Below are 23,029 nucleotides of genomic sequence, written 5' to 3' on the forward strand. Positions count from 1 at the left end.
CCCGGCGGCCGTGCCCCTCCGTCCCGGGGCACGGCCGCCGCCGCGGCTCACAGGTGCTCCTGACGCCAGCGGCTCTGGTCCGCCTCCGCGGCGAGCTGCTCCTCCAGCGCGAGCCGCCGGATCCGGCGCCGCCGGCCGTCCTCCTGGAACGTCTCCACGACCACCCCGACGGTGACGAGCACCGCCAGCACGATGAGCGACGCCAGCTCCGGGATCGGGGCGACGACGGGGGCGACGACGGCGAGCGCCACGACCGTGATCACCAGCGGCCAGTGCACCTCCCGCAGCGCCACCAGCGCGCAGCCGACGAGGCTCAGCAGGTAGAGGCCCACCCCGCCGAACAGGATCGTGACCCAGAAGCCGCCCAGCGGCGGGCCCCAGCCGGGGGTCTCCGGGCTGGCGGCGTCGGCCAGCAGGTCCTTGAGGCCGAGGGCGAAGAGGATGGTCCCGGCGATCAGCGGCAGGTGCAGGAACGTGTAGACGTCCCGGGCGAGCCGGAGCCGGGCGGCCGGGTCGCGGGCGTGGTGCAGCGCCTGCTCCAGCGCGTACGCCAGGGTGTCGAAGTACGCCCACCAGAGCACCGCCACCACCAGGACGCCGAGCAGCGCGGCCACCGCCACGGGACCGGTGAGCGGCAGCCCGGTCTTCGGGCCGAGTCCCAGCGCGATGATCGACTCACCGAGCGCGATCAGCACCATGAGGGCGTGCCGCTCGGCCCAGTGACCGGCGGAGATCACCACCCACCGCCGCGAGGCCAGGGTCACCCCGCCGACGTACTCGACCAGCAGCGCCACGGTCCAGAGCCCCAGTTGCAGCATCACGGCGTACGGCCGGTCGCCGAGCCGCTGGGGAGCCGTGCCGGCGATCACCAGCAGGACGGTGGCGACGGTCGGCAGCATGGCGCGCCACAGCAGCCCCCGGCGCCAGCGCGGATCCGAGCGATCCACCCACCCGAGGACGGCGATCTGGTTCATCCGGATCGCGAAGTAGCAGCCCGCGAAGACCAGCGGACCGTTCAGCCCGCCGGGACGGTCGACGAACGCGCTCGGCACGCTGAGCACCAGCAGGAAGGTCGCGGCCACCGTGACGACGCCGACCACCGGCAGCAGGCCCTGGTCGGCGCGCACCGCGTTGCCGAGCCGGGCGAAGCCGGTCCACGACCACCAGAGCAGGGCCAGCACCAGCAGGCAGCGGTAGAGGTTGGCCGGGGAGAGCAGGGTGGCGGTGAGCGTCGTGACGTTGATGAACGCAAAGACGAAGACCAGGTCGTAGAAGAGTTCGAGGCGGGTGGTCCGGGAGCCGGGCGCGCCGGGCCACACGACGCGCGACCACCGGGCACCCCCGCCGTTCCCCACCCGGGCAGTGTCCGCAATCCCCGTGCCGTGCCGGTGCCGATCGGAGGATCCGTACCGGAACGAGCGCCTACCGCCCGGGCGCGCCGCCGGCGCCGTGCTCGGCGAGGAACTCGTCGCGCAGCGCGCGACGCGCCGGGCCGAAGAGCACCACCTCGGACACCACCATGCCGGCACAGACCACGGCGAGCAGCCCCAGCGCGGCCAGCGCCGGCAGGTGGTCGGCCACCGGCAGGAGCAGCACCAGCAGCACGCTGGTCGCGACCCGTGGCCGGTTGACCGAGCGCATGTTGCGCAGCCGGAAACCCACGTGCCCGAGCAGGTAGAGGATCACGCCGCCGTAGAGCGCGAGCAGGCCGAGGCCGTGCAGGGGATCGGTGAGCCGGTGGTGGGACTCGTCGCCGACGTAGGACAGCACCTTCTTGAAGCCCAGGGCGAGGAGGATGATGCCGGTGACCATCGGCAGGTGCAGGTAGGTGTAGGAGTCCCGGCCCAGCGCGGCCCGCTCGGCGCCCCGCGCCCGGGCCAGGACCCGCTCGGCGGCGATCGAGACCACGTCGAAGTACGCCCACCACAGCGCCCCGGCCACCGTGACGCCGAGGAACGAGGCCACGATGATCGGCCAGGAGATCGGCAGCGCGGTGATCCCGACCCCGATGGCGACCAGGGACTCCCCCAGCGCCACGATGATGATGAGGCCGTGCCGCTCGGTCCAGTGGGCGGCCGAGAAGATCTGCCAGCCCGCCGCGCCGATGGCCATGATGCCGCCGTAGTCGACGGCGAGGGCGAGCACCCAGAGCAGGGTACGCAGCGTGAGGACCCGGGCGGCGTCGTCGGTGAGGTACGGGGGCAGCAGCGCGGCGGTGAAGAGCAGCACCGCCCCGCCCAGCATCGGCAGGGCGGCCCGTACCAGCTGGCGGCGCAGCCCGGCGTCGCCGCGCGCGGCGTACCAGTAGAGGACCAGGTGCAGCACCCGGACGGCCAGGTAGCAGGCGGCGAACACGAGCGGGCCGGAGAGCCCGCCGGGCAGGTCGACGAACGCCTCCGGGATGGTCGCGGCGACCACGAACATGGTGGCCACCACCGCGAAGAGGACCACCCGGACGACACCCTCGTCGGCGCGGACCGTGTTGCCGAGCCAGGCGTAGCAGCACCAGCACCACCAGAGCAGGGCCAGCAGCAGCAGGCCCCGGCCCACGCCGGCCCAGGTCAGGTCGGCCGCCATCAACGCGGTCACCTGGGTGAGCGCGTAGACGAAGACCAGGTCGAAGAAGAGCTCCAGCGGGGTGACCGAGGCGCCCTCGGTCATCACCCGCATCCGCGGCGCACGCCGTGTCCCGTCCGTCACGGCGGACAGTCTGGCAGCCGGGTGGCCGGAGCGGTGTCCCTGACCCCGGCGCGCCGGGCCGTCAGGCGATGACGGAGGGCTCCCGCCACTGCGGGCGGCCGGCCCGGTCCAGGTCGTAGCGGACCGCGGCGAGCCGGCCCACGGCCTCCTCCAGGTCCGCGGCGGGCAGCGTGAAGGGCAGCCGGAGGAACCGCTCCAGGGTGCCGTCCAGGCCGAACCGGGGGCCGGGCGCCAGGCGTACGCCGACCTCCTCGGCGGCGCGGGCCAGCGCGCTGGAGATCGGGCCGTCCAGCTCCACCCAGAGCGTGACGCCGCCGCGCGGCACGGTGACCTTCCAGTCGGGCAGCCGGTCGGCCATGGCCTTCACCAGGGCGTCCCGCTGGGCGGCGAGCTGGATCCGCCGGTCGATCACGATGCCCGGCCCCTGGGCCAGCAGGTGCACCGCCACGAGCTGGTCGAGCACGGGGCTGGCCATGTCCACACCGACCCGGGCGGCGGCCAGACGCTGCACCTGCGGGGCGGACGCCCGGACCCAGCCGATCCGCAGCCCACCCCAGTAGGGCTTGCTCATCCCGCCGATGCTGATCACGCGGGAGTGCCGGTCGAAGGTGGCCACCGGCGGCGGCAGCGGGGTGCCGTCCAGCGGCAGGTCCACGAAGGACTCGTCCACGATCAGGTCGGTCCCGGCGGCGTGCGCCGCGCCGACCAGCCGCTCCCGCAGGTCGGCCGCCATGAGGTGGCCGGTCGGGTTGTGGAACTCGGGGATCACGTAGGCCAGCTTCGGCCGGGTCTGCCGGATGCTGCCCAGCAGCAGGTCGGCGTCCCACCCGTCACCGTCGGCGGCGAGCCCGTGGGTGGTGATCCGGGCCCGCCGGGCCGACAGCGCGGCCAGGGCGTTCGGGTAGGTGGGCGACTCCACCAGCACCCCGCCGCCCGGGGACAGGGCGAGCCGCAGCACCAGGTCCAGCGCGTGCTGGGTGCCGCTGGTCACCATGATCTGCTCCGGGCTGGTGGGCAGGCCCCGCTCGGTGTACGCGCGGGCCACCGCCTCGCGCAGCTCGATGATGCCGGTCGGGTGGTAGCCGGCCCCACCGAGGTAGCGCGGCAGGTCCTCGGCGGCGGCCCGGGCGGCCGGCACGAGCTGCGCCGGGGCGGAGAGGGCGGCCACCCCCAGGTCGATCATGTCCCGGTCGTCCAGTGGGGTCCACAGCCCGGTGCTGGCCACCCGGTGGGTGCCCGGGAGCATGGTCCAGCTCCCGGCGCCGCGCCGGCTGGCCAGGTGGCCGGTCTCCCGCAGCTCCCGGTACGCGGCGGTCACCGTGGTCCGGCTGATCCGGAGCGCCTCGGCGAGATCCCGCTCGGCCGGGAGGCGTACCCCGAGGGGGAGCCGGCCGTCGGCGAGCAGCCCGCGGACCGCGGCGGCGAGCGCGGCATAGTCGGGGCTGCGCCGGCGGCCCGGCAGGGCATGCCACTGCCCGAGGAGGCGAGCCAATTGGACGCCACGCACCTGACTCGTCATGGCCACCCCTCCTGAATTGGCTCTGTCGCGGACCAGATTGGCACCTAGGGTGGCACCCATGGCACGAATTGGCAATCTCGGGTACCGGCCCACCCGGCGGCTCGTCCAGCTCTACGCCGGGCTCGCCCTCTACGGGATCAGCATGGCGCTGATGATCCGGTCGGGGCTCGGCCTCGACCCGTGGGACGTGTTCCACCAGGGGCTCGCCCGGCAGACCGGCCTCTCCTTCGGCACGGTCACCATCGCGGTCGGCGCCGTGGTGCTGCTGCTCTGGATCCCGCTGCGGCAGCGGCCCGGCCTCGGGACCGTGAGCAACGTCGTGGTCATCGGGCTGGTCGTCGACGCCACCCTGGCCCTGCTGCCACCCGGCGAAGGACTGCCGCTGCGTGCCACCCTGCTGGTCGTCGGTATCGTCGCCAACGGTGCCGCCACCGGTCTCTACCTGGGCGCCGGGCTCGGCCCCGGCCCACGCGACGGCCTCATGACCGGCTTCACCGCCCGCCACCCCCGCTACTCGATCCGGCTGGTCCGGACCGTCATCGAGGTGACCGTGCTGAGCCTGGGCTGGCTGCTCGGCGGCACCGTGGGCCTCGGCACCGTGGCGTACGCGCTGGCCATCGGGCCGCTCGCCCAACTGTTCATCCCGATCTTCGCGGTGCCGGCCCCGCCGGCCGACGAGGCCGCCGCGGATCCGGCGCTCCCCCGCACGCCGCGCCCGGCCGGCGAGGCCGCCTGACCCGCCCCTGCGTCACGCAGCGTCACGTACACGGCGCCGACCGCCACCCGGCGGGCCGGGCGGGACGTCGCTGAGCTGCGGCGACGTCCGGGAGCGAAACCGGGTGTTTTCTCCGCCGTCGCGGCCGGGCATCATGCGTGCATGGGGGAGAACGGTTGGCGTTGGAGCGACGCCTGGATCTTCGTCTCACTGGTCATCGCGAGCGGCGCCGGTCGGCACCGCCGGGCCGCCGCCACCCGGCGCCCGGAGGGCGTGCGCCTCGCCGACGTCCTCTCCACCGCCGACCACCTCAACCAGGCCATCCCCGAACGCCACGAGGTGGAGGGCGCGGTCCGCCGGCTGGTGAGCGCCGGGCTGGTCAGCGTCAGCGACGGCTGGTTCCGGGTGACCCCGGACGGCGAGCGGCTCTGGCGCACCCGGCCCAGCGCCGGGCTGGGCACCACCGTGGACACCGTGCAGGGCGTGCTGAGCCGCGGCCCCGCCCCGGACGAGTCCGACTGGCACCTGGCCGAGGACGACCACGCCGCCGCCGTGCAGGAGTACGTGGTCCGCTCCATCCCGATGCCGCGCCGCTCCCCCGAGGGTCACTCCGGCCGGCCCTGACCCCCGCACCGGGGGCCGGCGGCTCAGCGGACCGGGTGGCCGGCGCCGCGCAGGGCGTCCTTGACCTCGCCGACGGTCAGCTCGCCGAAGTGGAAGACACTGGCCGCGAGGACCGCGTCGGCGCCCGCGCCGATGGCCGGCGGGAAGTGGGCCACCTGGCCGGCCCCGCCGCTGGCGATCACCGGCACGTCCACGACCGCGCGGACGGCCTCGATCAGCGGCAGGTCGAAGCCGGCCTTCGTGCCGTCGGCGTCCATCGAGTTGAGCAGGATCTCCCCGGCTCCCAGCTCGGCGGCGCGTGCCGCCCACTCGACCGCGTCGAGGCCGGTGCCCCGGCGCCCGCCGTGGGTGGTCACCTCGAAGCCGCTCGGGGTGGTGCCGGCCGGCGCCCGGCGCACGTCGAGGGAGAGCACCAGCACCTGCCGGCCGAACCGGTCGGCGATCTCGGCGATCAGCTCGGGGCGGGCGATGGCCGCGGTGTTCACCCCGACCTTGTCCGCGCCGGCGCGCAGCAGGGTGTCGACGTCGGCGACCTGGCGGACGCCCCCGCCGACGGTGAGCGGGATGAAGACCGACTCGGCGGTGCGCCGCACCACGTCGAGCATGGTGCCGCGGTCGCTGCTGGAGGCGGTGACGTCGAGGAAGGTCAGCTCGTCGGCGCCGGCCCGGTCGTACGCGGCCGCCAGCTCCACCGGGTCGCCGGCGTCGCGCAGGTCGAGGAAGTTGACCCCCTTGACCACCCGCCCGGCGTCCACGTCCAGACACGGGATCACCCGTACCGCCACCGTCATGCCGCGAGCCTATCCAACGCGCACGCCGCGGCGGCCGGCCCGAGGGGGCCGGCCGCCGCGAACGAGTGCCGTGTCACACCCGGACGAGCATCTTGCCGAGGTTCTCGCCGCGCAGCAGGCCGAGGAAGGCCTCCGGGGCGTTCTCGATGCCGTCGACCACCGTCTCGTCGTAGGAGATCCGGCCGTCCCGCAGCCAGCCGGCCATCTCCTGGACGAACTGCTCCCGCAGGTGGCCGTGGTCGCCGACCAGGAAGCCGCGCAGGGTGAGCCGCTTGCCGATGAGCAGCGCCAGGTTGCGCGGGGCGGCGGGCGGCTCGGTGGCGTTGTACTGCGCGATCATGCCGCAGATGGCGGCCCGGCCGTGCAGGTTCATGGCGCCGATGGCGGCCTCCAGGTGCTCGCCGCCGACGTTGTCGAAGTAGACGTCGACGCCGTCCGGGGCGGCGGCGCGGAGCTGGTCGCGGACCGGGCCGTCGTGGTAGTCGAACGCGGCGTCGAAGCCGAGGGCCCGCAGCCGCTCGACCTTGGCCGCCGAGCCGGCGCTGCCGATCACCCGGCCGGCGCCGCGCAGCTTGGCGATCTGCCCGACCATGCTGCCGACCGCGCCGGCCGCGCCGGAGACGAAGACCGTCTCGCCCGGCTTCATGGCCGCCACGTCGAGCAGCCCGGCGTACGCGGTCAGCCCGGTCATGCCGAGCACGCCCAGGTAGGCGGTCACCGGAGCCAGGTCCGGGTCGACCTTCCGCGCGCCCTTGGCGTCGACCAGCGCGTACTCCCGCCAGCCCAGGCCGTGCAGCACGACGTCGCCGGGCGCGAAGCCCTCGGCCTCGCTGGCCACGACCTCGCCGACCGCGCCGCCGTCGAGCGGGGCGTCGAGCGCGAACGGCGGCACGTACGACTTGACGTCGTTCATCCGCCCGCGCATGTACGGGTCGACCGACAGGTACCGGTTGCGGACCACGAGCTGGCCCGGCCCCGGGGTGGGCACCTCGGTGGTGACCAGCCGGAAGTTGTCGGTGGTCGGCCAGCCCTGCGGCCGGGACGCCAGGTGGATCTCCCGGTTGGCGCTCATCGGGCGTCCCGGACGGTCAGGGTGACGTCGATGTTGCCCCGGGTCGCGTTGGAGTACGGGCAGACCTGGTGGGCCGCCTCGACCAGCTGCTGCGCGGCGGACCCCTCGACGGCGGGCAGGTCGACCACCAGCGTGACGGCGAGGCCGAAGCCGCCGCTGCCGTTCGGGCCGATGCCCACCTCGGCCTCGACGACCGAGTTCGCGACGTCCGCCCGGGCCTTGCGGGCGACCAGGCGCAGAGCCGAGTGGAAGCAGGCCGCGTAGCCGGCCGCGAAGAGCTGCTCCGGGTTGGTCGCGCCGCCGGCGCCGCCCATCTCCTTCGGAACGGCCAGGTCCAGGTCGAGGCCGCCGTCGGAGGTGCGGACGTGGCCGTCCCGGCCGTCGCCGGTGGCCTGCGCGGACGCGGTGTAGAGCACCTGCATGGTGGTCACTGCTCCTTCTGTCGGTGGATCGTCTCGGTGACCCGGGTGAGGGTGTCCCGCAGGGCGACCAGCTCGGCCTCGGTGAGACCGGTGGCCAGAGCCACCCGGCGCGGCACCTCGTCCATCCGCTCGCGCAGGGCCCGGCCCTGCGCGGTGAGGCCCACCTCGACGCGGCGCTCGTCGGCCGCCGAGCGGGTGCGCACCACGAACCCGGCCGCCTCCAGCCGCTTGAGCAGCGGGGAGAGCGTGCCGGAGTCGAGCCGGAGCCGCGCGCCGAGCTCGGAGACCGTGGGGGCGTCGTCGCCGCGCTCCCAGAGCACCAGCAGCACGAGGTACTGCGGGTAGGTCAGGCCGTGCTCGTCGAGGATGGGCCGGTAGACGTCGGTGAGGGCGCGCGACGCCGCGTAGAGGGCGAAGCACACCTGCCGGCGCAGCACCAGATCATCGGTCACCGCTGAACCGTAGCGCCCAATTGAGTTGTGCACAACCGATCGGAGCGCGAGGTGGCCGCCGCCACAATCACGGACGGCCCTCAGCGGTCGCCGAGCCACGCCTCCAGCTCGACCTCGACCAGGTGGTCCGGATCGATGAGCCCGGCCACCACGACCATGGTGGCCACCGGGCGGACCGCCCCGAACACCGCGTTGTGCGCCCGGCCCACCTCGTCGGCGTAGACGCGGTCGGTCACGTACATCCGGGTGCGCACCACGTCGGCCGGCCCGGCGCCGACCTCGGCGAGCGCGTCCAGGCCGATCCGGATCGCCTGGGCGGTCTGCGCGGCGGCGTCCCCGACGTGGGCCACCCGGCCGTCCACCGTGGAGGTACAGCCCGCCGTGATCGCCGACTGCCCGGCCCGGACCACCCGGCAGTAGCCGTAGAGCGCCTCCCAGGGGCCGCCCGACCCGAGCCGGGTGACGGCGGCGTCACCCGACGGCTCCGGCTCGGTGCGGGCACCGTCCCCCGCGACGGCGGTCACTCCCCGGCCCGCAGGGTGGCGAGCGCCTCGGCGACGGTGAACGCCCCGGCGTAGAGCGCCTTGCCGGCGATCACGCCCTCCACGCCCACCGCCTCCAGGGCGGACAGCGCGCGCAGGTCGTCCAGGGTGGACACCCCGCCGGAGGCGATCACCGGCGCGTCGGTGCGGGCGCAGACCTCGCGCAGCAGGTCCAGGTTGGGCCCGCGCATGGTGCCGTCCTTGGTGATGTCGGTGACCACGTAGCGGGCCGCGCCGGCCTTGTCCAGCCGGGCCAGCACCTCGTAGAGGTCACCGCCGTCGCGGGTCCAGCCGCGCGCGGAGAGGGTACGGCCGCGCACGTCCAGCCCGATGGCCACCCGGTCGCCGTACTCGCCGCAGACCCGGTCGCACCACTCCGGGTCCTCCAGTGCCGCCGTGCCGATGTTGACCCGGGCCGCGCCGGTGCCCAGGGCGGCCTCCAGCGACTCGTCGTCCCGGATGCCGCCGGAGAGTTCGACCTTCACGTCGAGCTGGCGGACGACCTCGGCGAGCAGGTGGGCATTGGTGCCCCGGCCGAACGCGGCGTCCAGGTCGACCAGGTGGATCCACTCCGCCCCGTCGGACTGCCAGGCGAGGGCGGCCTCCAGCGGATCCCCGTACGCGGTCTCGCTGCCGGCGGCGCCCTGGACCAGCCGGACGGCCTGGCCGTCGGCGACGTCCACGGCGGGCAACAGGGTGAGGCTCACAGGTCTTCTCCTCGCATCTTCAACGGCGGTCCAGGGCGATCACCACGACCGCGGGCAGGACCAGCAGCAACAACACGACCAGCGCCAGCCGCAGCGCCAGGTCGTCGACGAAACTCCAGATGCCGGCCACCGCCGCGCCGGTGAGCAGCACGATCGCCGCCCGCTCGCCCCGGCTGTGCCGGCGTAGCCGGCCGGTGCGGCCCCGCCGCACCACGGGCGTCAACCGGCGTACGACGGCACGCCGCCGCTCCCGGCGCGCCACGCGGCGGGAGCGGACGGCGCGTTCCCGCTCCAACGCGGCCTGGCGCGCCTCCCGCCGCCGGGCCCGCTCCTTACTCAAGTGTGCCGAGCCAGTTGCGCAGCAGGGCGGCGCCCGTGTCGGCCGACTTCTCGGGGTGGAACTGGGCCGCCGACAGGGCGCCCCGCTCGACCCCGGCCACGAAGTCCGCGCCGTGGTGGGCCGTGGTGACGGTGGCCCCGGCAGCGGCCAGCGCGGCCGGTGCGGTCACCCCGTAGGAGTGGACGAAGTAGAACCGGGCGTCGGCCGGCAGCCCGGCGAAGAGCACCGAGGCGGCCGGGGCCTGCACGGTGTTCCAGCCCATGTGCGGCAGCCGCGGGGCGGGGAGTTTCGTCACCCCGCCGGGCAGCAGGCCGAGCCCCTTGGTCACCACGCCGTGCTCGTCGCCGTGCTCGAAGAGCACCTGCATGCCGACGCAGATGCCGAGCACCGGGCGGCCCGCGGCGACCCGGTCGGCGATGACCGGGCCGGCGCCCAGCGCCTCGATCCCGGCCATGCACGCCGCGTACGCGCCGACGCCCGGCACCACGAGGCCGTCGGCCTCGGCGGCGGCGGTCAGGTCGGCGGTGACGGTGACGTCGGCGCCGACCCGCGCCAAGGCGCGCTCGGCCGAGCGCAGGTTGCCCGACCCGTAGTCGAGGACCACGACCCGCCGGCTCACGCGCCCTCCCCCGGAAGCAGCCACAGCAGCCCGCCGGCGGTGGCCAGCACGGCGAGCAGCCCGGTGATCACCACGGCGCCGCGGGCGGCGCCCTGCTTGTGGAGAGACCAGGTGCCGCCCACCAGCACCCCGGCCAGGATCAGCAGCAACGTCGGCAGTACCCGCATCAGAGCGCGCCCTTCGTGCTGGGGATCGCGCCCGCCGCGCGCGGGTCGATCGCGGTGGCCTCGCGCAGCGCCCGGGAGACCGCCTTGAACTGGGCCTCGACCACGTGGTGGGCGTCCGGGTGGCCGCCGGGCCGGGCCGCGCGCAGCACGTCCACGTGCAGCGTGACCCGGGCGGCCTGGCCGAACGACTCCCAGATGTGCCGGGTCATGCTCGTCGGGTAGACCGGCCCGATGTACGGCGCGAGCACCGGCTCGTCGTGCACCACGTAGGGCCGGCCGGACAGGTCGACGGCGGCCCGGACCAGCACCTCGTCCATGGGGACGGTGGCCGAACCGTACCGCCGGATGCCGGCCTTGTCCCCCAGCGCCTGGTCGAACGCGGCGCCCAGGGCGAGCGCGGTGTCCTCCATGGTGTGGTGGGCGTCGATCTCCAGGTCGCCGACGGTGTGGACGGTCAGGTCGAAGCCGCCGTGCCGGGCGATCTGGTTGAGCATGTGGTCGTAGAAGCCGACGCCGGTCTCGATGTCGGCCTTGCCGGTGCCGTCGAGGTCGATCTCGACGAGGACCTTGGTCTCCTTGGTGATCCGCTCCACCCGGGCGGTCCGGCTCATGACAGCTTCTCCATCGCAGACAAAAAGGCGTCGGTCTCGGCGGGGGTGCCGGCGGTGACCCGCAGCCAGCCGGGCAGGCCGACGTCGCGGACCAGCACACCGGCGGCGAGCAGGGTGCGCCAGGCGACGGCCTGGTCGACGGCTCCGGGTCGGGGCGCGGCGTCAGACGCGCCGAGCCGGAGTTGTCGGTCGACGGCTCCGGGTCGGGGCGCGGCGTCAGACGCGCCGAGCCGGAGTTGTCGGTCGACGGCTCCGGGTCGGGGCGCGGCGTCAGACGCGCCGAGCCGGAGTTGTCGGTCGCCGCCGACCTCGAAGAGCACGAAGTTGGCATCGCTGTCGGCCACCCGGTGGCCGCGGGCGCGCAGGTCGGCCACGATCCGGTCGCGCTGCTCCATGATCGCGGTGACAGTGCCGAGCAGGGCGTCGCGGTGGGCCAGCGCCGCGCGGGCGGCGGCCTGGGTGAGCGCCGACAGGTGGTACGGCAGCCGGACCAGCTGCACCGCCTGCACCACGGCCGGGTCGGCGGCCAGGTAGCCGAGCCGGCCGCCGGCGAAGCCGAACGCCTTGCTCATGGTGCGGGTGACCACGAGCCGGGGGTGCCCGGGCAGCACGGCCAGCGCGCTGACCGTGCCGGGCCGGGCGAACTCGGCGTACGCCTCGTCGACGACCACCATGCCGGGCGCCTCGGCCAGCACGGCGGCGACGACGGCCGGGTCGAGCGCTGTGCCGGTCGGGTTGTTCGGCGAGCAGAGGAAGACGACGTCGGGCCGGTGCGCCCGGACCTGGGCGACCGCGTCGGCCACGGTCAGCCCGAAGTCCGCGTCGCGGGCGGCCGGGATCCACGCGGTGCCGGTGCCGAGCGCCAGCAGCGGGTGCATCGAGTAGGCCGGGGTGAAGCCCAGCGCGGTGCGCCCGGGGCCGCCGAACGCCTGGAGCAGCTGCTGCTGGATCTCGTTGGAGCCGTTGGCCGCCCACACGTGGTCGACGGTGAGCCCATGACCGAGGTAATCCGCGAGGTCGGCGCGGAGGGCCACGGCGTCCCGGTCGGGGTAGCGGTTGAGGTCGCGCAGCTCGGCCGCGAGGGCCTTGCCGATCGCCTCGACCACCGGCTCGGGCACCGGATAGGAGTTCTCGTTGGTGTTCAGCCGCACCGGCACGTCGAGCTGCGGCGCGCCGTAGGGCGACAGGCCCCGCAGGTCGTCGCGGATCGGCAGGTCGTCGAGGGTGGTCACGGGGTCTCCCCGGGCAAGCGGGCGCTGACCGCCTGGCCGTGCGCCGGCAGGTCCTCGACGCCGGCCAGGGTGACCACGTGCGGGGCCACCTCGCGCAGCGCCTCCCGGCTGTATTCCACGAGGTGGATGCCGCGCAGGAAGGACTGCACCGACAGGCCGGAGGAGTGCCGGGCGCAGCCGCCGGTGGGCAGCACGTGGTTGGAACCGGCGCAGTAGTCGCCGAGCGACACCGGCGACCAGGCGCCCACGAAGACCGCGCCGGCGTTGCGCACCCGCAGCGCCCACTCGCGGGCGTCCACGGTCTGGATCTCCAGGTGCTCGGCCGCGTACGCGTCCACCACCCGCAGCCCCGCCTCGAGGTCGTCGACCAGGACCACGCCGCTCTGCTCGCCGCGCAGCGCCGTGCCGATCCGCTCGGCGTGCTTGGCGGCCGGCACCTGCCGGGCCAGCTCGGCGTCGACCGCGTCGGCGAGCGCCGTCGACGGGGTGACCAGCACGCTGGCCGCGAGGGGGTCGTGCTCGGCCTGGCTGATCAGGTCGGCGGCGACGTGCGCCGGGTCGGCGGTGCCGTCGGCCAGGATGGCGATCTCGGTGGGCCCGGCCTCGGCGTCGATGCCGACCACGCCGCGCAGCAGCCGCTTGGCGGCGGTGACCCAGATGTTGCCCGGGCCGGTGATCATGTCGACGGGCTCGCAGCGCTCGGCGCCCGCCGGGTCGACCGTCGCGCCGTACGCCAGCATGGCCACCGCCTGGGCGCCGCCGACCGCGTAGACCTCGTCGACGCCGAGCAGCGCGCAGGCGGCGAGGACCCGCTGGTCGGGCAGGCCGCCGTTGTCCTTCTGCGGCGGGCTGACCACCACCAGCGAGCGGACCCCGGCCGCCTGGGCGGGGACGACGTTCATGACCACGGTCGACGGGTACATGGCCAGGCCGCCGGGGACGTAGAGGCCGACCCGGTCGACCGGCACCCAGCGCTCGGTCACCGTGCCGCCCGGCACCACCTGGGTGGTGTGGTCGACGCGGCGCTGGTCGGCGTGCACCTTGCGGGCCCGCGTGATCGACTCCAGCAGCGCCGCGCGGACCTGCGGGTCGAGGGTGTCCTCGGCCGCGCGGATCACCTCGACCGGCACCCGCAGGCGCTCCGGGGACACACCGTCGAACCGCTCACTCGCCTCGCGGATCGCCGGGTACCCATGCTCCCGGACCGCCTCCACGAGGGGGCGGATCCGCTCGACCGCCACGGAGACGTCGAGTTGGGCACGGGGCAGCAGGCGGCGCGGGTCACGGGCCCCGCCGCGCAGGTCGATCCGGTTCAACACCCTTGCGAGTCTAGGCGGCCGGCCCGCGCCCCGGCCGGAGCCGCCCGTACGCCGGGACGGTGAGCCGGGACACGCCACGGGAACGAGATCGGGATACGCTCGATCACGTGACCGCACGGCTGCCGGTTTTCCCGCTCGGGACGGTCCTCTTCCCGGGGCTGGTCCTCCCACTGCACATCTTCGAGGAGCGCTACCGGGCGCTGGTGCGCCACCTGGTCGGCCTGCCCGAGGGCGCGGCGCGCGAGTTCGGGGTGGTGGCGATCCAGGCCGGCTGGGAGGTCGCGCCGGCCGGGCCCCCGGGCCGGTCGGGGCCGGCCGGCGGCGACGTCACCCTGCACGAGGTGGGCTGCACCGCCGAGCTGCGGCAGGTCACCGAGCTGGCCGACGGCGGGTTCGACATCGTCACGGTGGGGCGGCGGCGGTTCCGCATCGCCGAGGTCGACGACGCCGCCGCGCCCTACCTGACCGCCGAGGTCGAGTGGCTGCCCGAGCCGACCGGGACCGACGAGGTGGCGGACCTGCTGGCCGCCCGGGTGATCTCGGTCTTCCGGCAGTACCTGGGCCTCGTCCGGCCCGACCCGCAGGAGATCTCCGAGCAGCTGCCGGAGGATCCGACGGTGCTGTCGCACCTGGTCGCCGCGACCGCGGCGCTGACCGTCGACGACCGGCAGCGGCTGCTCGCCATCGACGACACCGCCGGCCGGCTCCGGGCCGAGCTGCGGCTGCTCAACCGGGAGGCCGCCCTGCTGCGCGAGGTCCGGGCGGTCCCGGTGCCGCTCAGCGAGCTGGCTGGTCCCCCGGCGCCGAACTGATCCCCGGCCCGCCGGGCGCCCAACCGCCGTCCCACTCCGGCTCCGGCCGCAGCGAGGGCCACCGGGACCAGCCGGCCAGCAGGGTGTACGTCACGGCCGCGCCGAACGCCGCCAGCAGCAGGTTGCCGTGCGGCACGGGCAGCGGCCCGTACCAGTCGACGCCACCGGCGCGCAGGTCGGCGGGCTTCGTGAAGGCGGTCCCGGGCGGCGCGGTGTCCAGCAGCCGCTGGTAGGTGCCGAGCCCGATCCGGCGGCCGACCTGCCAGGCCACGACCGCCGCGCCGAGCCCGCCGAGCGTCCCGGCGACCAGGCCGCCAGGGCCGCGCCGCCGGCGCAGCACCACCCACAGGGTGATCGCGGCGAGCACCCCGAAGCCGAGCCCGAGCAGGCTGAACCAGCCGTCCGCGGCGATCGGCTGCTCCGGCTGCGGGGTGGCGTACACGGCGCCCTCATCGGTCATCTGCACGGGCGTGCCGGGCGCCACCAGCGCCCAGAGCAGGCCCAGCGGCGCGCCGAGCGCGGTCAGCAGCAGCGCCGCGCCGAGGGCGACGACGGTGGCCCGGCCCCCACCCCGACGGGCGGCGGCCGGCGCGCCGGGCACGGCGCCGACGACGCCCGGGTAGCCGGCGAGCGGGTCCGCGCCGGGCGCGGTGACCGGGGTGCCGGCGGGCACCGGCAGGCCACCGGGCCACCCGGGCACCTGGTCGGGGGTCGGGGACCCGTCGGGCGATTCCCCGGCGCTCGGGGACCGGTCGGGTGCGCTCCCCGCGCCCCGGGACGCGTCGGGCGGGGCGGCGTCGGTGGGCCGGTCGGGGCGCGGGGAGCTGTCCGCGCCGGCGGGCGGGCGGGCGGCGTCGCCGGGCGCGTCGGGACCGCCGGCGGCCCGCTCGGGATCAGGGGTGTCCGGACTCACCCGGTGATCCTCTCAGGCGACGGGGCCCTGCGGGGCGGCGGTGGCGGTCAGCGGGCGAACGGCTCCAGCATCACGGCGGCGGCCTTGAGCCAGCCCTGCCGGGTCTCGGCCTGCAGCTGGTGGTACTCGATCGAGGAGCCGGTCTCCAGCGCCGGATCGTAGGGCACCACGGCCACGGCCCGGGTCCGGGTGGCGAAGTGCCGCTCCAGGTCGTCCTGGAGGGCGGTGCGGCCGGGAGTGGGGCAGGAGATCAGGGTGACCGCGTTGTCGGCCAGCTCGCCCATGCCCTCCTCGTGCAGCAGGTCGAGCATCCAGTCCGCGCTGAACGCGGCGTCCTCGCGGGGCACGGTGGTCACCACGAGCTGGTCGGCGGCCTGCATGACGGTGCGCCAGTTGGGGCTCTCCACGTTGTTGCCGGTGTCCACACACACCACGTCGTGGGTGCGGCGCAGCAGCTCCAGCACGCGCTTCACGGTGAACTGGTCCAGCCGCTGGGCGAAGCGCGGGCTCTCCTCGCCGGCCAGCACGTCGTACGAGCCGTCGGAGGCGTGCCGCAGGTAGTCGTCGAGGTGCTCCAGCAGGGTGGCGCCCTCCAGGATCTCGATCTGCGCGAGGTCGTGGATCAGGTGCCGGATGGTGCGGGCGTGCCGGGCGCTGCCGGCGCGCAGGCCCAGGGTGCCGCGCAGCTCGTTGTCGTCCCAGGCGAGCACCCCGCGCCCGCGGACGCTGCCCACGGTGGCCGCGGCGAGCACGGTGGCGGTGGTCTTGTGCACCCCGCCCTTCGGGTTGGCGAAGGCGAGCACCCGTGGCCCGCCCAGCTCGCGGCGGAGCACCCCGGCCGCCCGCTCCAGGTCCGTCTCCGGCTCCGGCGCACGCCACTCCATCCGGGCCGGCTCGATCCGCGCCGGCTCGATCCGCGCCGGCTCGATCCGCGCCGGGTAGCCCTCGGTGCGGGCCGGGTGGCCGGGGGCGGGCGGGGCCGGCTCGGGGGCGGGGTGGGTCTCCGGCCGGTAGCGGCCCCGGTCCAGCAGCGCGTAGCGGGACTCCACCGGCGCCGGGTCGGGCTGGTAGCCGCCGTCGAGCAGCGCGTACCGGGACTCGACCGAGGCCGTGCCCCGGCCGCGCGCCTCCGGCTCGGGATAGGCCGGCTCCGGGTGGACCGGCTCGGACCGCCAGGACGGCTCGGCGCGGGGCTCCGGCTCGGCGCGGTAGGCGGGCTCCGCCCGGTAGGCCGGCTCGCCGCCGTAGCGCGGGTCGACCCGGTAGGCCGGCTCCACCCGGTAGGTCGCCTCGGCGCGGTAGGCCGGCTCGGCGCCGAACGACCCGTCGGCGGGGCGGACGACGGCCTGCGCCCGGCCCGTCCAGCCGGTGCCGGCGGCCCGCCGGGGCAGCGGCTCCGGGGGCGGCGGGGGCTCCTCGGCGCGGTGGTCGGCGTCGGGGTGCTCCGCACCGCGACCGCCGAGCCGGGCCCGGTCGAGCAGCGCCCGCCACCGTGGTGCCGGCTCAGACTGCCGACCCCAGCCGGTTTCGCTGCCGTCCAAGGCCTCGCCCCTCCCCAGCCCATCGATCTCCGCCTGACAGGCTACGAACGAAACCCTATTCGGACCACACCCCGGTGCGCACATCCCCCGGTGGCCCTCCTCACCGCCCGGCCGGACCCGACGCCACCCACCCGCACGTCTCAGGAGGTGGGAGCGGGATTGGGCGGTCCCGCCCCGGCGGCGGGCCGGCCGGTGGCCGGTGAGGATCCGGTCACCGTCGGTGCGGATTCCGACGAATCGGCCATACCGGGGCTCGGCACGAGCCCGGTGTCGGCCGGCGGCCGGGCCACGTCCCGCTGCTCGGGCAGCGGCGGCGTGAACACCGTGCGGTCCAACCGGGTCACCTCCGGAGCGGGGTCGACCGCACGGACCCCGGAACGGGCCGCCAGCGCCCGCAGGGTCTCCGGGGCGTCCCGCACCACGGCCGCGTAGACGCAGGCGCAGGCCGCCCGGTAGCCGGCCGCCTCCCGCGCCGCCACGTCGGCCCCGGTGTCGTACACCCGGCGCAGCCCGGGGTCGACGGTGGCCGCGGGAGTGGCGGCGCGGATCCGGTAGTCGGCGGCCTCCCGGTCCTTGCGCACGGCCACCTCGGCCATCCCGGCGACCACGTCGTCCGGGACGCGCAGCGCGGCGATCCGGACGATCTCCGTCTGCCGCCCGGGCACCGGCACCCGGGCCAGCACGGCGGAGACCGGAGCCCCGCCGAGCGCCGTGGCCACCTGCGCCGGCGTCAGGTACGCGGCGAACGAGACCAGGGCGTAGCTGCCGGGCGCCGGGGCGTCGAGCCGGGCGAGTTCGTCGGTGGCGGCCCGCAGGTAGGCCGGCACCGACGCGCCGTCGGCCACGCCCACCCGGGTCACCTCGCCCACCGTGCGGTCGCCCACCGGCCGGTCCCGCCGCTGTGCGACGGCGACCACCAGTACCACCAGCGCGCAGGCCAGGGCCAGCCAGGTGAGCGCGGCGGAGCGCGACCGGCGCGGGGGCTCGGTGTCGGTGCTCATCGGCGGGTCAGTCGCGGAGGATCTCCAGCGCCCGGGCGAGGTCGTCCGGGTATTCGCTGACGAAGGTGACCTCGTCGCCCGTGCGCGGGTGCGCGAAGCTCAGCGAGCGGGCGTGCAGCCACTGCCGGCTCAGCCCGAGCCGGGCGGACAGGCTCGGGTCGGCGCCGTAGGTGAGGTCGCCCACGCAGGGGTGCCGCAGCGTCGAGAAGTGCACCCGGATCTGGTGCGTACGCCCGGTCTCCAGCCGCACGTCGAGCAGGCTGGCCGCGGGGAACGCCTCGAGGGTGTCGTAGTGGGTGATGCTCGGCTTGCCGCCGGAGACCACCGCCCAGCGGTAGTCGTGGTGCGGGTGCCGGTCGATCGGTGCGTCGATGGTGCCGCGCAGCGGGTCCGGGTGGCCCTGCACCACGGCGTGGTAGCGCTTCTCGACCTCGCGGTACTTGAACGCCCGCTTCAACGCGGTGTACGCCTGCTCGCTCTTGGCCACCACCATGATCCCGGTGGTCCCCACGTCGAGCCGGTGCACCACGCCCTGCCGCTCGGCCGCGCCGCTGGTGGAGATGCGGTGGCCGATGCCGGCCAGCCCGCCGATCACGGTGGGGCCGGTCCAGCCCGGGCTGGGATGGGCCGCCACCCCGACCGGCTTGTCCACCACCACGATGTCGTCGTCGGCGTAGACCACGTCGAGGCCGGGCACGGCCTGCGGCACCACGGTCGGCGGCGCGGCCGGCGCGGGCAGCGTGACCTCCAGCCAGGAGCCCGCCTTGACCTTGTGCGAGTTGGGCCGGACCGTGCCGTCGACCAGCGCGTCCCCGGCGTCGACCAGCGCCGCCGCGGCCGTGCGGGACAGCCCGAAGAGCCGCGACACGGCCTGGTCCAGCCGCATGCCGTCGAGCCCGTCGGGGACGGGCAGGGAGCGGTGGTCGCCGCCGGCGGCGAAGGCGGAGGTCACGCGACCTCCCGCTGCCCGGCGGGGGTCTCGTCGCCGGACCGCTCGGTGGTGGCCCGGGAGCCGTCCCGCTGCCGGCCGGTCAGCTCCAGGAACACGGCCAGCAGCACGCCGCACACCAGCGAGCTGTCGGCCAGGTTGAACACCGGCCAGACCTGCCCGTACGGGTCGAAGAGGCTGACCATGTCGACCACGTGGCCGACGAAGTGCCCGGGGGCCCGGAAGATCCGGTCGGTGAGGTTGCCCAGCGCCCCGCCCAGGACGAGCCCGAGCGAGACGGCCCAGGGCAGCGACCGCAGCCGCAGTGCCATCCAGGCGATCCAGGCGACCACGCCGATGGTGATCAGCGGGAAGACCCAGGTGTGGTCGGAGCCGATGCTCCACGCGGCGCCGCTGTTGCGGGTCAGGCTGAGATAGACGGCGCCGCCGAGCAGCGACACCGGCCCCCGCCCGGTCAGCTCGGACAGCGCGAGCTGCTTGGTGACCAGGTCGGCGACGAGCGAGGCCAGGGCCACGCCGAGCAGCAGGCCGGTCGCCTTGCGGCGGGGCGTGCCGGTGCCGGGCTGGGCGGTGCCGGACCCGGCGGGCGGTGCTGCGGTCATCTGCTCCCCATCGACGCTCGCGACGGTGGCGGTCACCGTCTGCCGTTCGGCCGCCGGGGAACGGACGTCAGCGCCGCTCCTCCAGCTGCTTGCAGCTCACGCAGAGGGTGGCCGACGGGAAGGCGGCGAGCCGCTCCACCGGGATCGGGTTGCCGCACCGCTCACACCAGCCGTAGCCACCCTCGTCGAGCCGCTCCAGCGCGCGCTCGACCTGCGTGATCCGTTCCTTGATGCTGTTGGCGAGTGAGATCTCCTGCTCGCGCTCGAACGTCTTGGTGCCGGTGTCGGCCTGGTCGTCCCCGGCCGAGTCGGTCAGCCGGTCGCGCTGCAGCTCGGTGATCTCGCTCAGCGTCTGATCGTACTCGGCGTTGAGCTCGTCCCGCCGTGCCGCCAGGGCGGCCCGGATCTTCTCGGTCTCCGCGGCGCTGCGGGTGGCCTTCGCCACCGGCTTGCGGCCGGCGGTCCTGGTGTCGGCTGGCTTCGCCATCGTCAGCTCCCTCAGCCGCGTGCCGCGGCGGTCAGCGTGCCTGGGCGGGGATCGCCGGCGTCGGCGTCCCCCGAGTACAGAACGGGCGCGCGGCAACGAGGCCGCGCACTCCGGAGGGTGGCAAGAATACGGAACGTATCGGCGTCCGACAACGTGCCGCACCGTCGCACCGCGTTTCAGCCCCGAACAGCCACCAATTGGGGCAAAGGGAACGCTAGCAGATCAGCCGGTCCGGTCCTCGCCGTACTCGCCAAACCACCGGGCCAGTCGACCCCGGCGGCTCACCGCCCGCAGCCGGCGCTCCGCCTCGTCCCGCACCTCCGCGGTGGCCACGATGAGCAGGCTGTCCCCGACCTTGAGCCGGGTGTCCGGGCCGGGCACGAAACCGACGCCGTCGCGCAGCACCAGCGTCACCGAGGCGCCCACCGGCAGCCGCAGCTCGTCCACGTGCACCCCGCCGAGCCGGGAGCCCGGCGGCACCTCCAGCTGGAGCAGGTCGGCCCGCATCCGCTCCAGCGGGGCCGTCTCCAGCAGGATCTCCGCGGCCTCGGCCGGCGCGGTCACCTTGAGCCGGCGGGCCGCCGGCGCCAGGGTCCCGGCCTGGAGCAGCGTGAAGATCACCACCAGCACGAAGACCGCGTCGAAGAGCCGGTCGGCACCCGGCACCCGCAGCGAGAGCGGGATGGTGGCCAGCACGATCGGCACCGCGCCGCGCAGCCCGGCCCAGGAGAGGAACAGCTGCTCGCGCAACCCGAACCGGAACGGCAGCGCGGAGACCACCACCGACAGCGGCCGGGCGAGCAGCAGCAGGGCCAGCCCGGTGACCACCGCCGGCAGCACCGCCGCGTCCAGCCGGCTCGGCGAGACCAGCAGGCCGAGCAGCACGAACAGGCCGATCTGGGCCAGCCAGGCCAGCCCGTCGGCGAAACCCAGGATGGCCTGCCGGTGCGGCAGCCGGGCGTTGCCGAGCAGCACGCCGGCCACGTAGACGGCGAGGAAGCCGGAGGCGTGCAGCACCGAGCCGGCCGCGTACGCCAGGACCGTGAAGCCGACCACCGCGATCGGGTAGAGGCCGGCGGACGGCAGGGCGGCCCGGCGCAGCACGTACCGGCCGGTGATCCCGGCAGCCACCCCGACCGCAGCGCCGACGCCCAGCTCGTAGCCGACCAGGAGCACCTCGTACCACCAGGGGTGGGCGGCCTCCACCCCGGCGCGGGACAGCAGCAGCACGAGGATGACGACCGGGGCGTCGTTGATCCCGGACTCGGCCTCCAGGGTGGCCACCAGCCGGGGCGGCAGGCGCAGCCGGCGCAGGGTGGCGAAGACGGCCGCCGCGTCGGTGGAGGAGAGCACCGCGCCGTAGAGCAGCGCCAGCCGCCAGTCCAGGCCGAGCAGCAGGTGCACCACCACGCCGACGACCAGGATGCTGACCGCCACGCCGACCGTGGAGAGCGCCGCGGCCAGGCCGAGCACCGGCCGCAGGGTGCTCCACCGGGCGCTCAGCCCGCCCTCCGCGATGATCACGATGAGCGCGCAGAAGCCGAGCACCCGGGTCAGCTCGACGTCGTCGAAGCGGATGCCCAGGCCGGCCTCGCCGATGGCCACCCCGAGCGCCAGGTAGGCGAGGAGACTCGGGACGCCGAGCCGGGTGGAGAACCGCACGGCACCCACCGCCACGAGCAGGACGGCCGCGCCGACCAGCAGCGCGACATCGAGCCCCGGCGTCATGCCCGGCCCGTCCGGAGGGTCCTCACCCGGCCGATCCGTCGCGGAGGCGCCGGAGCACGTCGGGCAGCCCCGGTGCCGGGTGCGCGACCAGGAAGAGCTTGTCCCGGCTGGCCGCGCCGGACCGCAGGGAGACCGCCGCCGGCCGCACGCCGAGCGCGTCGGCCAGGGCGCGGCGGGCCGCCTCGGTGGCCCGGCCGTCGACCGCGGGTGCGTTCACCGCGACGACCAGTGCCGGCCCGTGCGGCCCGTCGAACCGGCCGCCGACGCGGGCCCGCGAGGCGCCGGGCTTGACGCGTACGGCGACGGTGAGCGAGTCGTCCATGGTCACCATGATCAGCGCGGCCGGGCCTCGGCGAGCAGCGTGGTCGCCGGCGCGCAGCGACCGCACGGGGTGAAGCCCAGCCCGACCGCCTCGGCGACCGGGAGCGGCTCGTCGGCCCGGCCCACCAGTTGGGCGCAGCCGGGCAGGTGGAAGCGGGGGTGGCCGTCGACCACGCGGACCTCGCCGTCGAGCCGGACCAGCCGGGCGACCTCCCCGTCGGTGAGGAACTCGGCGGGCGGCTCGCCCTCGAACGGGCCGCCGGGCGCCGGTGACGTGGGCGCCGGTGAGGTGGGCGCCGACCCGTCGAACGCCGCCTCGGCACGGGACGGGCCGCGTGGGGCGGGCGGCGAGTAGGGCTCGCCCGGCGGATCGAACGCGGCGGCCGGCGAGTAGGGCTCCGCCGGCGGATAGGAATCGGCCGGCGGATAGGGCTCGGCCGGCGGGTACGGCTCGGCCGGCGGGTCGAACGCCGCGGCCGGCGGGTCGGACGGGTCGGTCACCGGTGGACCGGGTGGTTGCCGCCACCCGGGTCCACCGGTGCCGACCGTCGACGTGTGGTGCGGGACCGGGATCTCCGGCTCGTCCGGGGACGGGCCGGTCGGCGCGGTCCGGCGGCGCGGCCCGGTCTCCCGGCCCGCCGCTGCCCGGGCCGCGGCCGCCTGTCGGGTGCCCGCCACGAGGGCGACGGCAGCCAGGAGGCTGGCCGCGATCGAGGTGATCAGCAGCGGGCTGGACCCACCGGCCAGCCCGGCGACCAGGAGCACGACGGCGACGAGGATGAGCGGGATGCTGGCTGCTATCACGGCTCACCCCCGGCCGCGTCGTGTCGATCGTCGGTGCGG

The 23,029-nt window shown here is 75.6% G+C and carries 27 protein-coding genes; 3 read left to right on the forward strand and 24 right to left on the reverse strand.

Going from position 1 to position 23,029, the window contains the following annotated elements; translation table 11 throughout:
* Positions 1-47 precede the first annotated feature (47 nt).
* The 3 genes from GA0070214_RS23220 to yczR all read right to left on the reverse strand — a co-directional run bounded on the left by GA0070214_RS23220 (position 48) and on the right by yczR (position 4,219).
* Positions 48-1,355, reverse strand: a complete 1,308-nt coding sequence (locus GA0070214_RS23220) for a low temperature requirement protein A (protein ID WP_244167812.1) — start codon at positions 1,353-1,355, stop codon at positions 48-50.
* Positions 1,356-1,422: 67 nt separating this feature from the next.
* The gene (locus tag GA0070214_RS23225) at positions 1,423-2,700 is read right to left on the reverse strand and encodes a low temperature requirement protein A (RefSeq protein WP_208602875.1); all 1,278 of its coding nucleotides are present in this window, start codon (positions 2,698-2,700) and stop codon (positions 1,423-1,425) included.
* 61 nt (positions 2,701-2,761) lie between these two features.
* A complete protein-coding gene (yczR, locus tag GA0070214_RS23230) occupies positions 2,762-4,219 on the reverse strand; it encodes a MocR-like transcription factor YczR (RefSeq protein ID WP_091267984.1) in 1,458 nt (485 codons plus the stop codon).
* A gap of 58 nt (positions 4,220-4,277) precedes the next feature.
* On the opposite strand from yczR, the gene yczE reads away from it, so the two are divergent.
* Positions 4,278-4,955 carry a membrane protein YczE gene (gene yczE / locus GA0070214_RS23235; RefSeq protein WP_244167813.1) on the forward strand — a complete coding sequence of 226 codons (678 nt, stop codon included), beginning with the start codon at positions 4,278-4,280 and terminating at the stop codon, positions 4,953-4,955.
* 141 nt (positions 4,956-5,096) lie between these two features.
* On the forward strand, positions 5,097-5,558 hold the full coding sequence (locus GA0070214_RS23240; protein ID WP_091267987.1) for a hypothetical protein: 462 nt from the start codon (positions 5,097-5,099) through the stop codon (positions 5,556-5,558).
* 23 nt (positions 5,559-5,581) lie between these two features.
* Here the strand turns inward: GA0070214_RS23240 and hisF are convergent, their stop codons facing one another.
* The 12 genes from hisF to hisD form a co-directional block, all read right to left on the reverse strand.
* Positions 5,582-6,349 carry an imidazole glycerol phosphate synthase subunit HisF gene (hisF, locus tag GA0070214_RS23245; protein WP_091267990.1) on the reverse strand — a complete coding sequence of 256 codons (768 nt, stop codon included), beginning with the start codon at positions 6,347-6,349 and terminating at the stop codon, positions 5,582-5,584.
* 73 nt (positions 6,350-6,422) lie between these two features.
* The gene (locus GA0070214_RS23250) at positions 6,423-7,421 is read right to left on the reverse strand and encodes an NADP-dependent oxidoreductase (protein ID WP_091267993.1); all 999 of its coding nucleotides are present in this window, start codon (positions 7,419-7,421) and stop codon (positions 6,423-6,425) included.
* On the reverse strand, positions 7,418-7,843 hold the full coding sequence (locus tag GA0070214_RS23255) for an organic hydroperoxide resistance protein (protein WP_091268402.1): 426 nt from the start codon (positions 7,841-7,843) through the stop codon (positions 7,418-7,420). Before GA0070214_RS23255 ends, GA0070214_RS23250 begins: the two co-directional genes overlap by 4 nt.
* Before the next feature lie 5 nt (positions 7,844-7,848).
* Positions 7,849-8,295 (reverse strand): MarR family winged helix-turn-helix transcriptional regulator, encoded by a 447-nt coding sequence (locus GA0070214_RS23260; protein ID WP_091267996.1) that lies wholly within the window; start codon positions 8,293-8,295, stop codon positions 7,849-7,851.
* A gap of 80 nt (positions 8,296-8,375) precedes the next feature.
* Entirely contained in the window at positions 8,376-8,819 is a 444-nt protein-coding gene (locus tag GA0070214_RS23265; RefSeq protein WP_091267999.1) for a Rid family hydrolase, read from the reverse strand.
* Positions 8,816-9,544: a bifunctional 1-(5-phosphoribosyl)-5-((5-phosphoribosylamino)methylideneamino)imidazole-4-carboxamide isomerase/phosphoribosylanthranilate isomerase PriA gene (priA, locus tag GA0070214_RS23270; RefSeq protein ID WP_091268002.1), complete on the reverse strand. Its 729-nt coding sequence runs from the start codon at positions 9,542-9,544 to the stop codon at positions 8,816-8,818. Before priA ends, GA0070214_RS23265 begins: the two co-directional genes overlap by 4 nt.
* Before the next feature lie 19 nt (positions 9,545-9,563).
* A complete protein-coding gene (locus GA0070214_RS23275) occupies positions 9,564-9,884 on the reverse strand; it encodes a hypothetical protein (RefSeq protein ID WP_091268007.1) in 321 nt (106 codons plus the stop codon).
* Positions 9,877-10,503: an imidazole glycerol phosphate synthase subunit HisH gene (gene hisH, locus GA0070214_RS23280; RefSeq protein WP_091268010.1), complete on the reverse strand. Its 627-nt coding sequence runs from the start codon at positions 10,501-10,503 to the stop codon at positions 9,877-9,879. Before hisH ends, GA0070214_RS23275 begins: the two co-directional genes overlap by 8 nt.
* Positions 10,500-10,670 carry a hypothetical protein gene (locus GA0070214_RS31975; RefSeq protein ID WP_167364322.1) on the reverse strand — a complete coding sequence of 57 codons (171 nt, stop codon included), beginning with the start codon at positions 10,668-10,670 and terminating at the stop codon, positions 10,500-10,502. Before GA0070214_RS31975 ends, hisH begins: the two co-directional genes overlap by 4 nt.
* On the reverse strand, positions 10,670-11,281 hold the full coding sequence (gene hisB, locus GA0070214_RS23285; protein ID WP_091268013.1) for an imidazoleglycerol-phosphate dehydratase HisB: 612 nt from the start codon (positions 11,279-11,281) through the stop codon (positions 10,670-10,672). The genes GA0070214_RS31975 and hisB overlap by 1 nt, the downstream gene beginning before the upstream one ends.
* Positions 11,278-12,513 carry a histidinol-phosphate transaminase gene (locus tag GA0070214_RS23290; RefSeq protein WP_091268016.1) on the reverse strand — a complete coding sequence of 412 codons (1,236 nt, stop codon included), beginning with the start codon at positions 12,511-12,513 and terminating at the stop codon, positions 11,278-11,280. The genes hisB and GA0070214_RS23290 overlap by 4 nt, the downstream gene beginning before the upstream one ends.
* A complete protein-coding gene (gene hisD / locus GA0070214_RS23295) occupies positions 12,510-13,832 on the reverse strand; it encodes a histidinol dehydrogenase (protein ID WP_091268019.1) in 1,323 nt (440 codons plus the stop codon). The genes GA0070214_RS23290 and hisD overlap by 4 nt, the downstream gene beginning before the upstream one ends.
* 107 nt (positions 13,833-13,939) lie before the next feature.
* Between hisD and GA0070214_RS23300 the strand changes: the two genes are divergently transcribed.
* Complete coding sequence (locus GA0070214_RS23300) at positions 13,940-14,644, forward strand: LON peptidase substrate-binding domain-containing protein (RefSeq protein WP_091268023.1); 705 nt, start codon at positions 13,940-13,942, stop codon at positions 14,642-14,644.
* Here the strand turns inward: GA0070214_RS23300 and GA0070214_RS23305 are convergent.
* From GA0070214_RS23305 to GA0070214_RS23345, 9 genes are all read right to left on the reverse strand, one after another.
* A complete protein-coding gene (locus tag GA0070214_RS23305) occupies positions 14,610-15,557 on the reverse strand; it encodes a DUF2567 domain-containing protein (RefSeq protein ID WP_091268027.1) in 948 nt (315 codons plus the stop codon). The two genes, GA0070214_RS23300 and GA0070214_RS23305, sit on opposite strands and share 35 nt — an antisense overlap.
* Positions 15,558-15,604: 47 nt before the next feature.
* Positions 15,605-17,098 carry an AAA family ATPase gene (locus GA0070214_RS23310; protein ID WP_091268031.1) on the reverse strand — a complete coding sequence of 498 codons (1,494 nt, stop codon included), beginning with the start codon at positions 17,096-17,098 and terminating at the stop codon, positions 15,605-15,607.
* A 140-nt stretch (positions 17,099-17,238) separates the two neighbouring features.
* Positions 17,239-18,099 carry a hypothetical protein gene (locus GA0070214_RS23315; protein WP_091268033.1) on the reverse strand — a complete coding sequence of 287 codons (861 nt, stop codon included), beginning with the start codon at positions 18,097-18,099 and terminating at the stop codon, positions 17,239-17,241.
* Between the two features lie 7 nt (positions 18,100-18,106).
* Positions 18,107-19,051: an RluA family pseudouridine synthase gene (locus GA0070214_RS23320; protein ID WP_091268036.1), complete on the reverse strand. Its 945-nt coding sequence runs from the start codon at positions 19,049-19,051 to the stop codon at positions 18,107-18,109.
* Positions 19,048-19,650: a signal peptidase II gene (gene lspA, locus GA0070214_RS23325; protein WP_091268404.1), complete on the reverse strand. Its 603-nt coding sequence runs from the start codon at positions 19,648-19,650 to the stop codon at positions 19,048-19,050. The genes GA0070214_RS23320 and lspA overlap by 4 nt, the downstream gene beginning before the upstream one ends.
* 67 nt (positions 19,651-19,717) lie before the next feature.
* Positions 19,718-20,137: a TraR/DksA family transcriptional regulator gene (locus tag GA0070214_RS23330; protein ID WP_091268039.1), complete on the reverse strand. Its 420-nt coding sequence runs from the start codon at positions 20,135-20,137 to the stop codon at positions 19,718-19,720.
* Positions 20,138-20,359: 222 nt separating this feature from the next.
* Positions 20,360-21,865 carry a potassium/proton antiporter gene (locus GA0070214_RS23335; RefSeq protein ID WP_091268043.1) on the reverse strand — a complete coding sequence of 502 codons (1,506 nt, stop codon included), beginning with the start codon at positions 21,863-21,865 and terminating at the stop codon, positions 20,360-20,362.
* Positions 21,866-21,887: 22 nt separating this feature from the next.
* The gene (locus tag GA0070214_RS23340) at positions 21,888-22,187 is read right to left on the reverse strand and encodes a DUF167 domain-containing protein (protein ID WP_377463178.1); all 300 of its coding nucleotides are present in this window, start codon (positions 22,185-22,187) and stop codon (positions 21,888-21,890) included.
* 11 nt (positions 22,188-22,198) lie between these two features.
* Positions 22,199-22,990 (reverse strand): hypothetical protein, encoded by a 792-nt coding sequence (locus GA0070214_RS23345; RefSeq protein ID WP_091268046.1) that lies wholly within the window; start codon positions 22,988-22,990, stop codon positions 22,199-22,201.
* Between the last annotated feature and the right edge of the window lie 39 nt (positions 22,991-23,029).

The organism is Micromonospora chaiyaphumensis, from assembly GCF_900091435.1.
Taxonomy (GTDB): domain Bacteria; phylum Actinomycetota; class Actinomycetes; order Mycobacteriales; family Micromonosporaceae; genus Micromonospora; species Micromonospora chaiyaphumensis.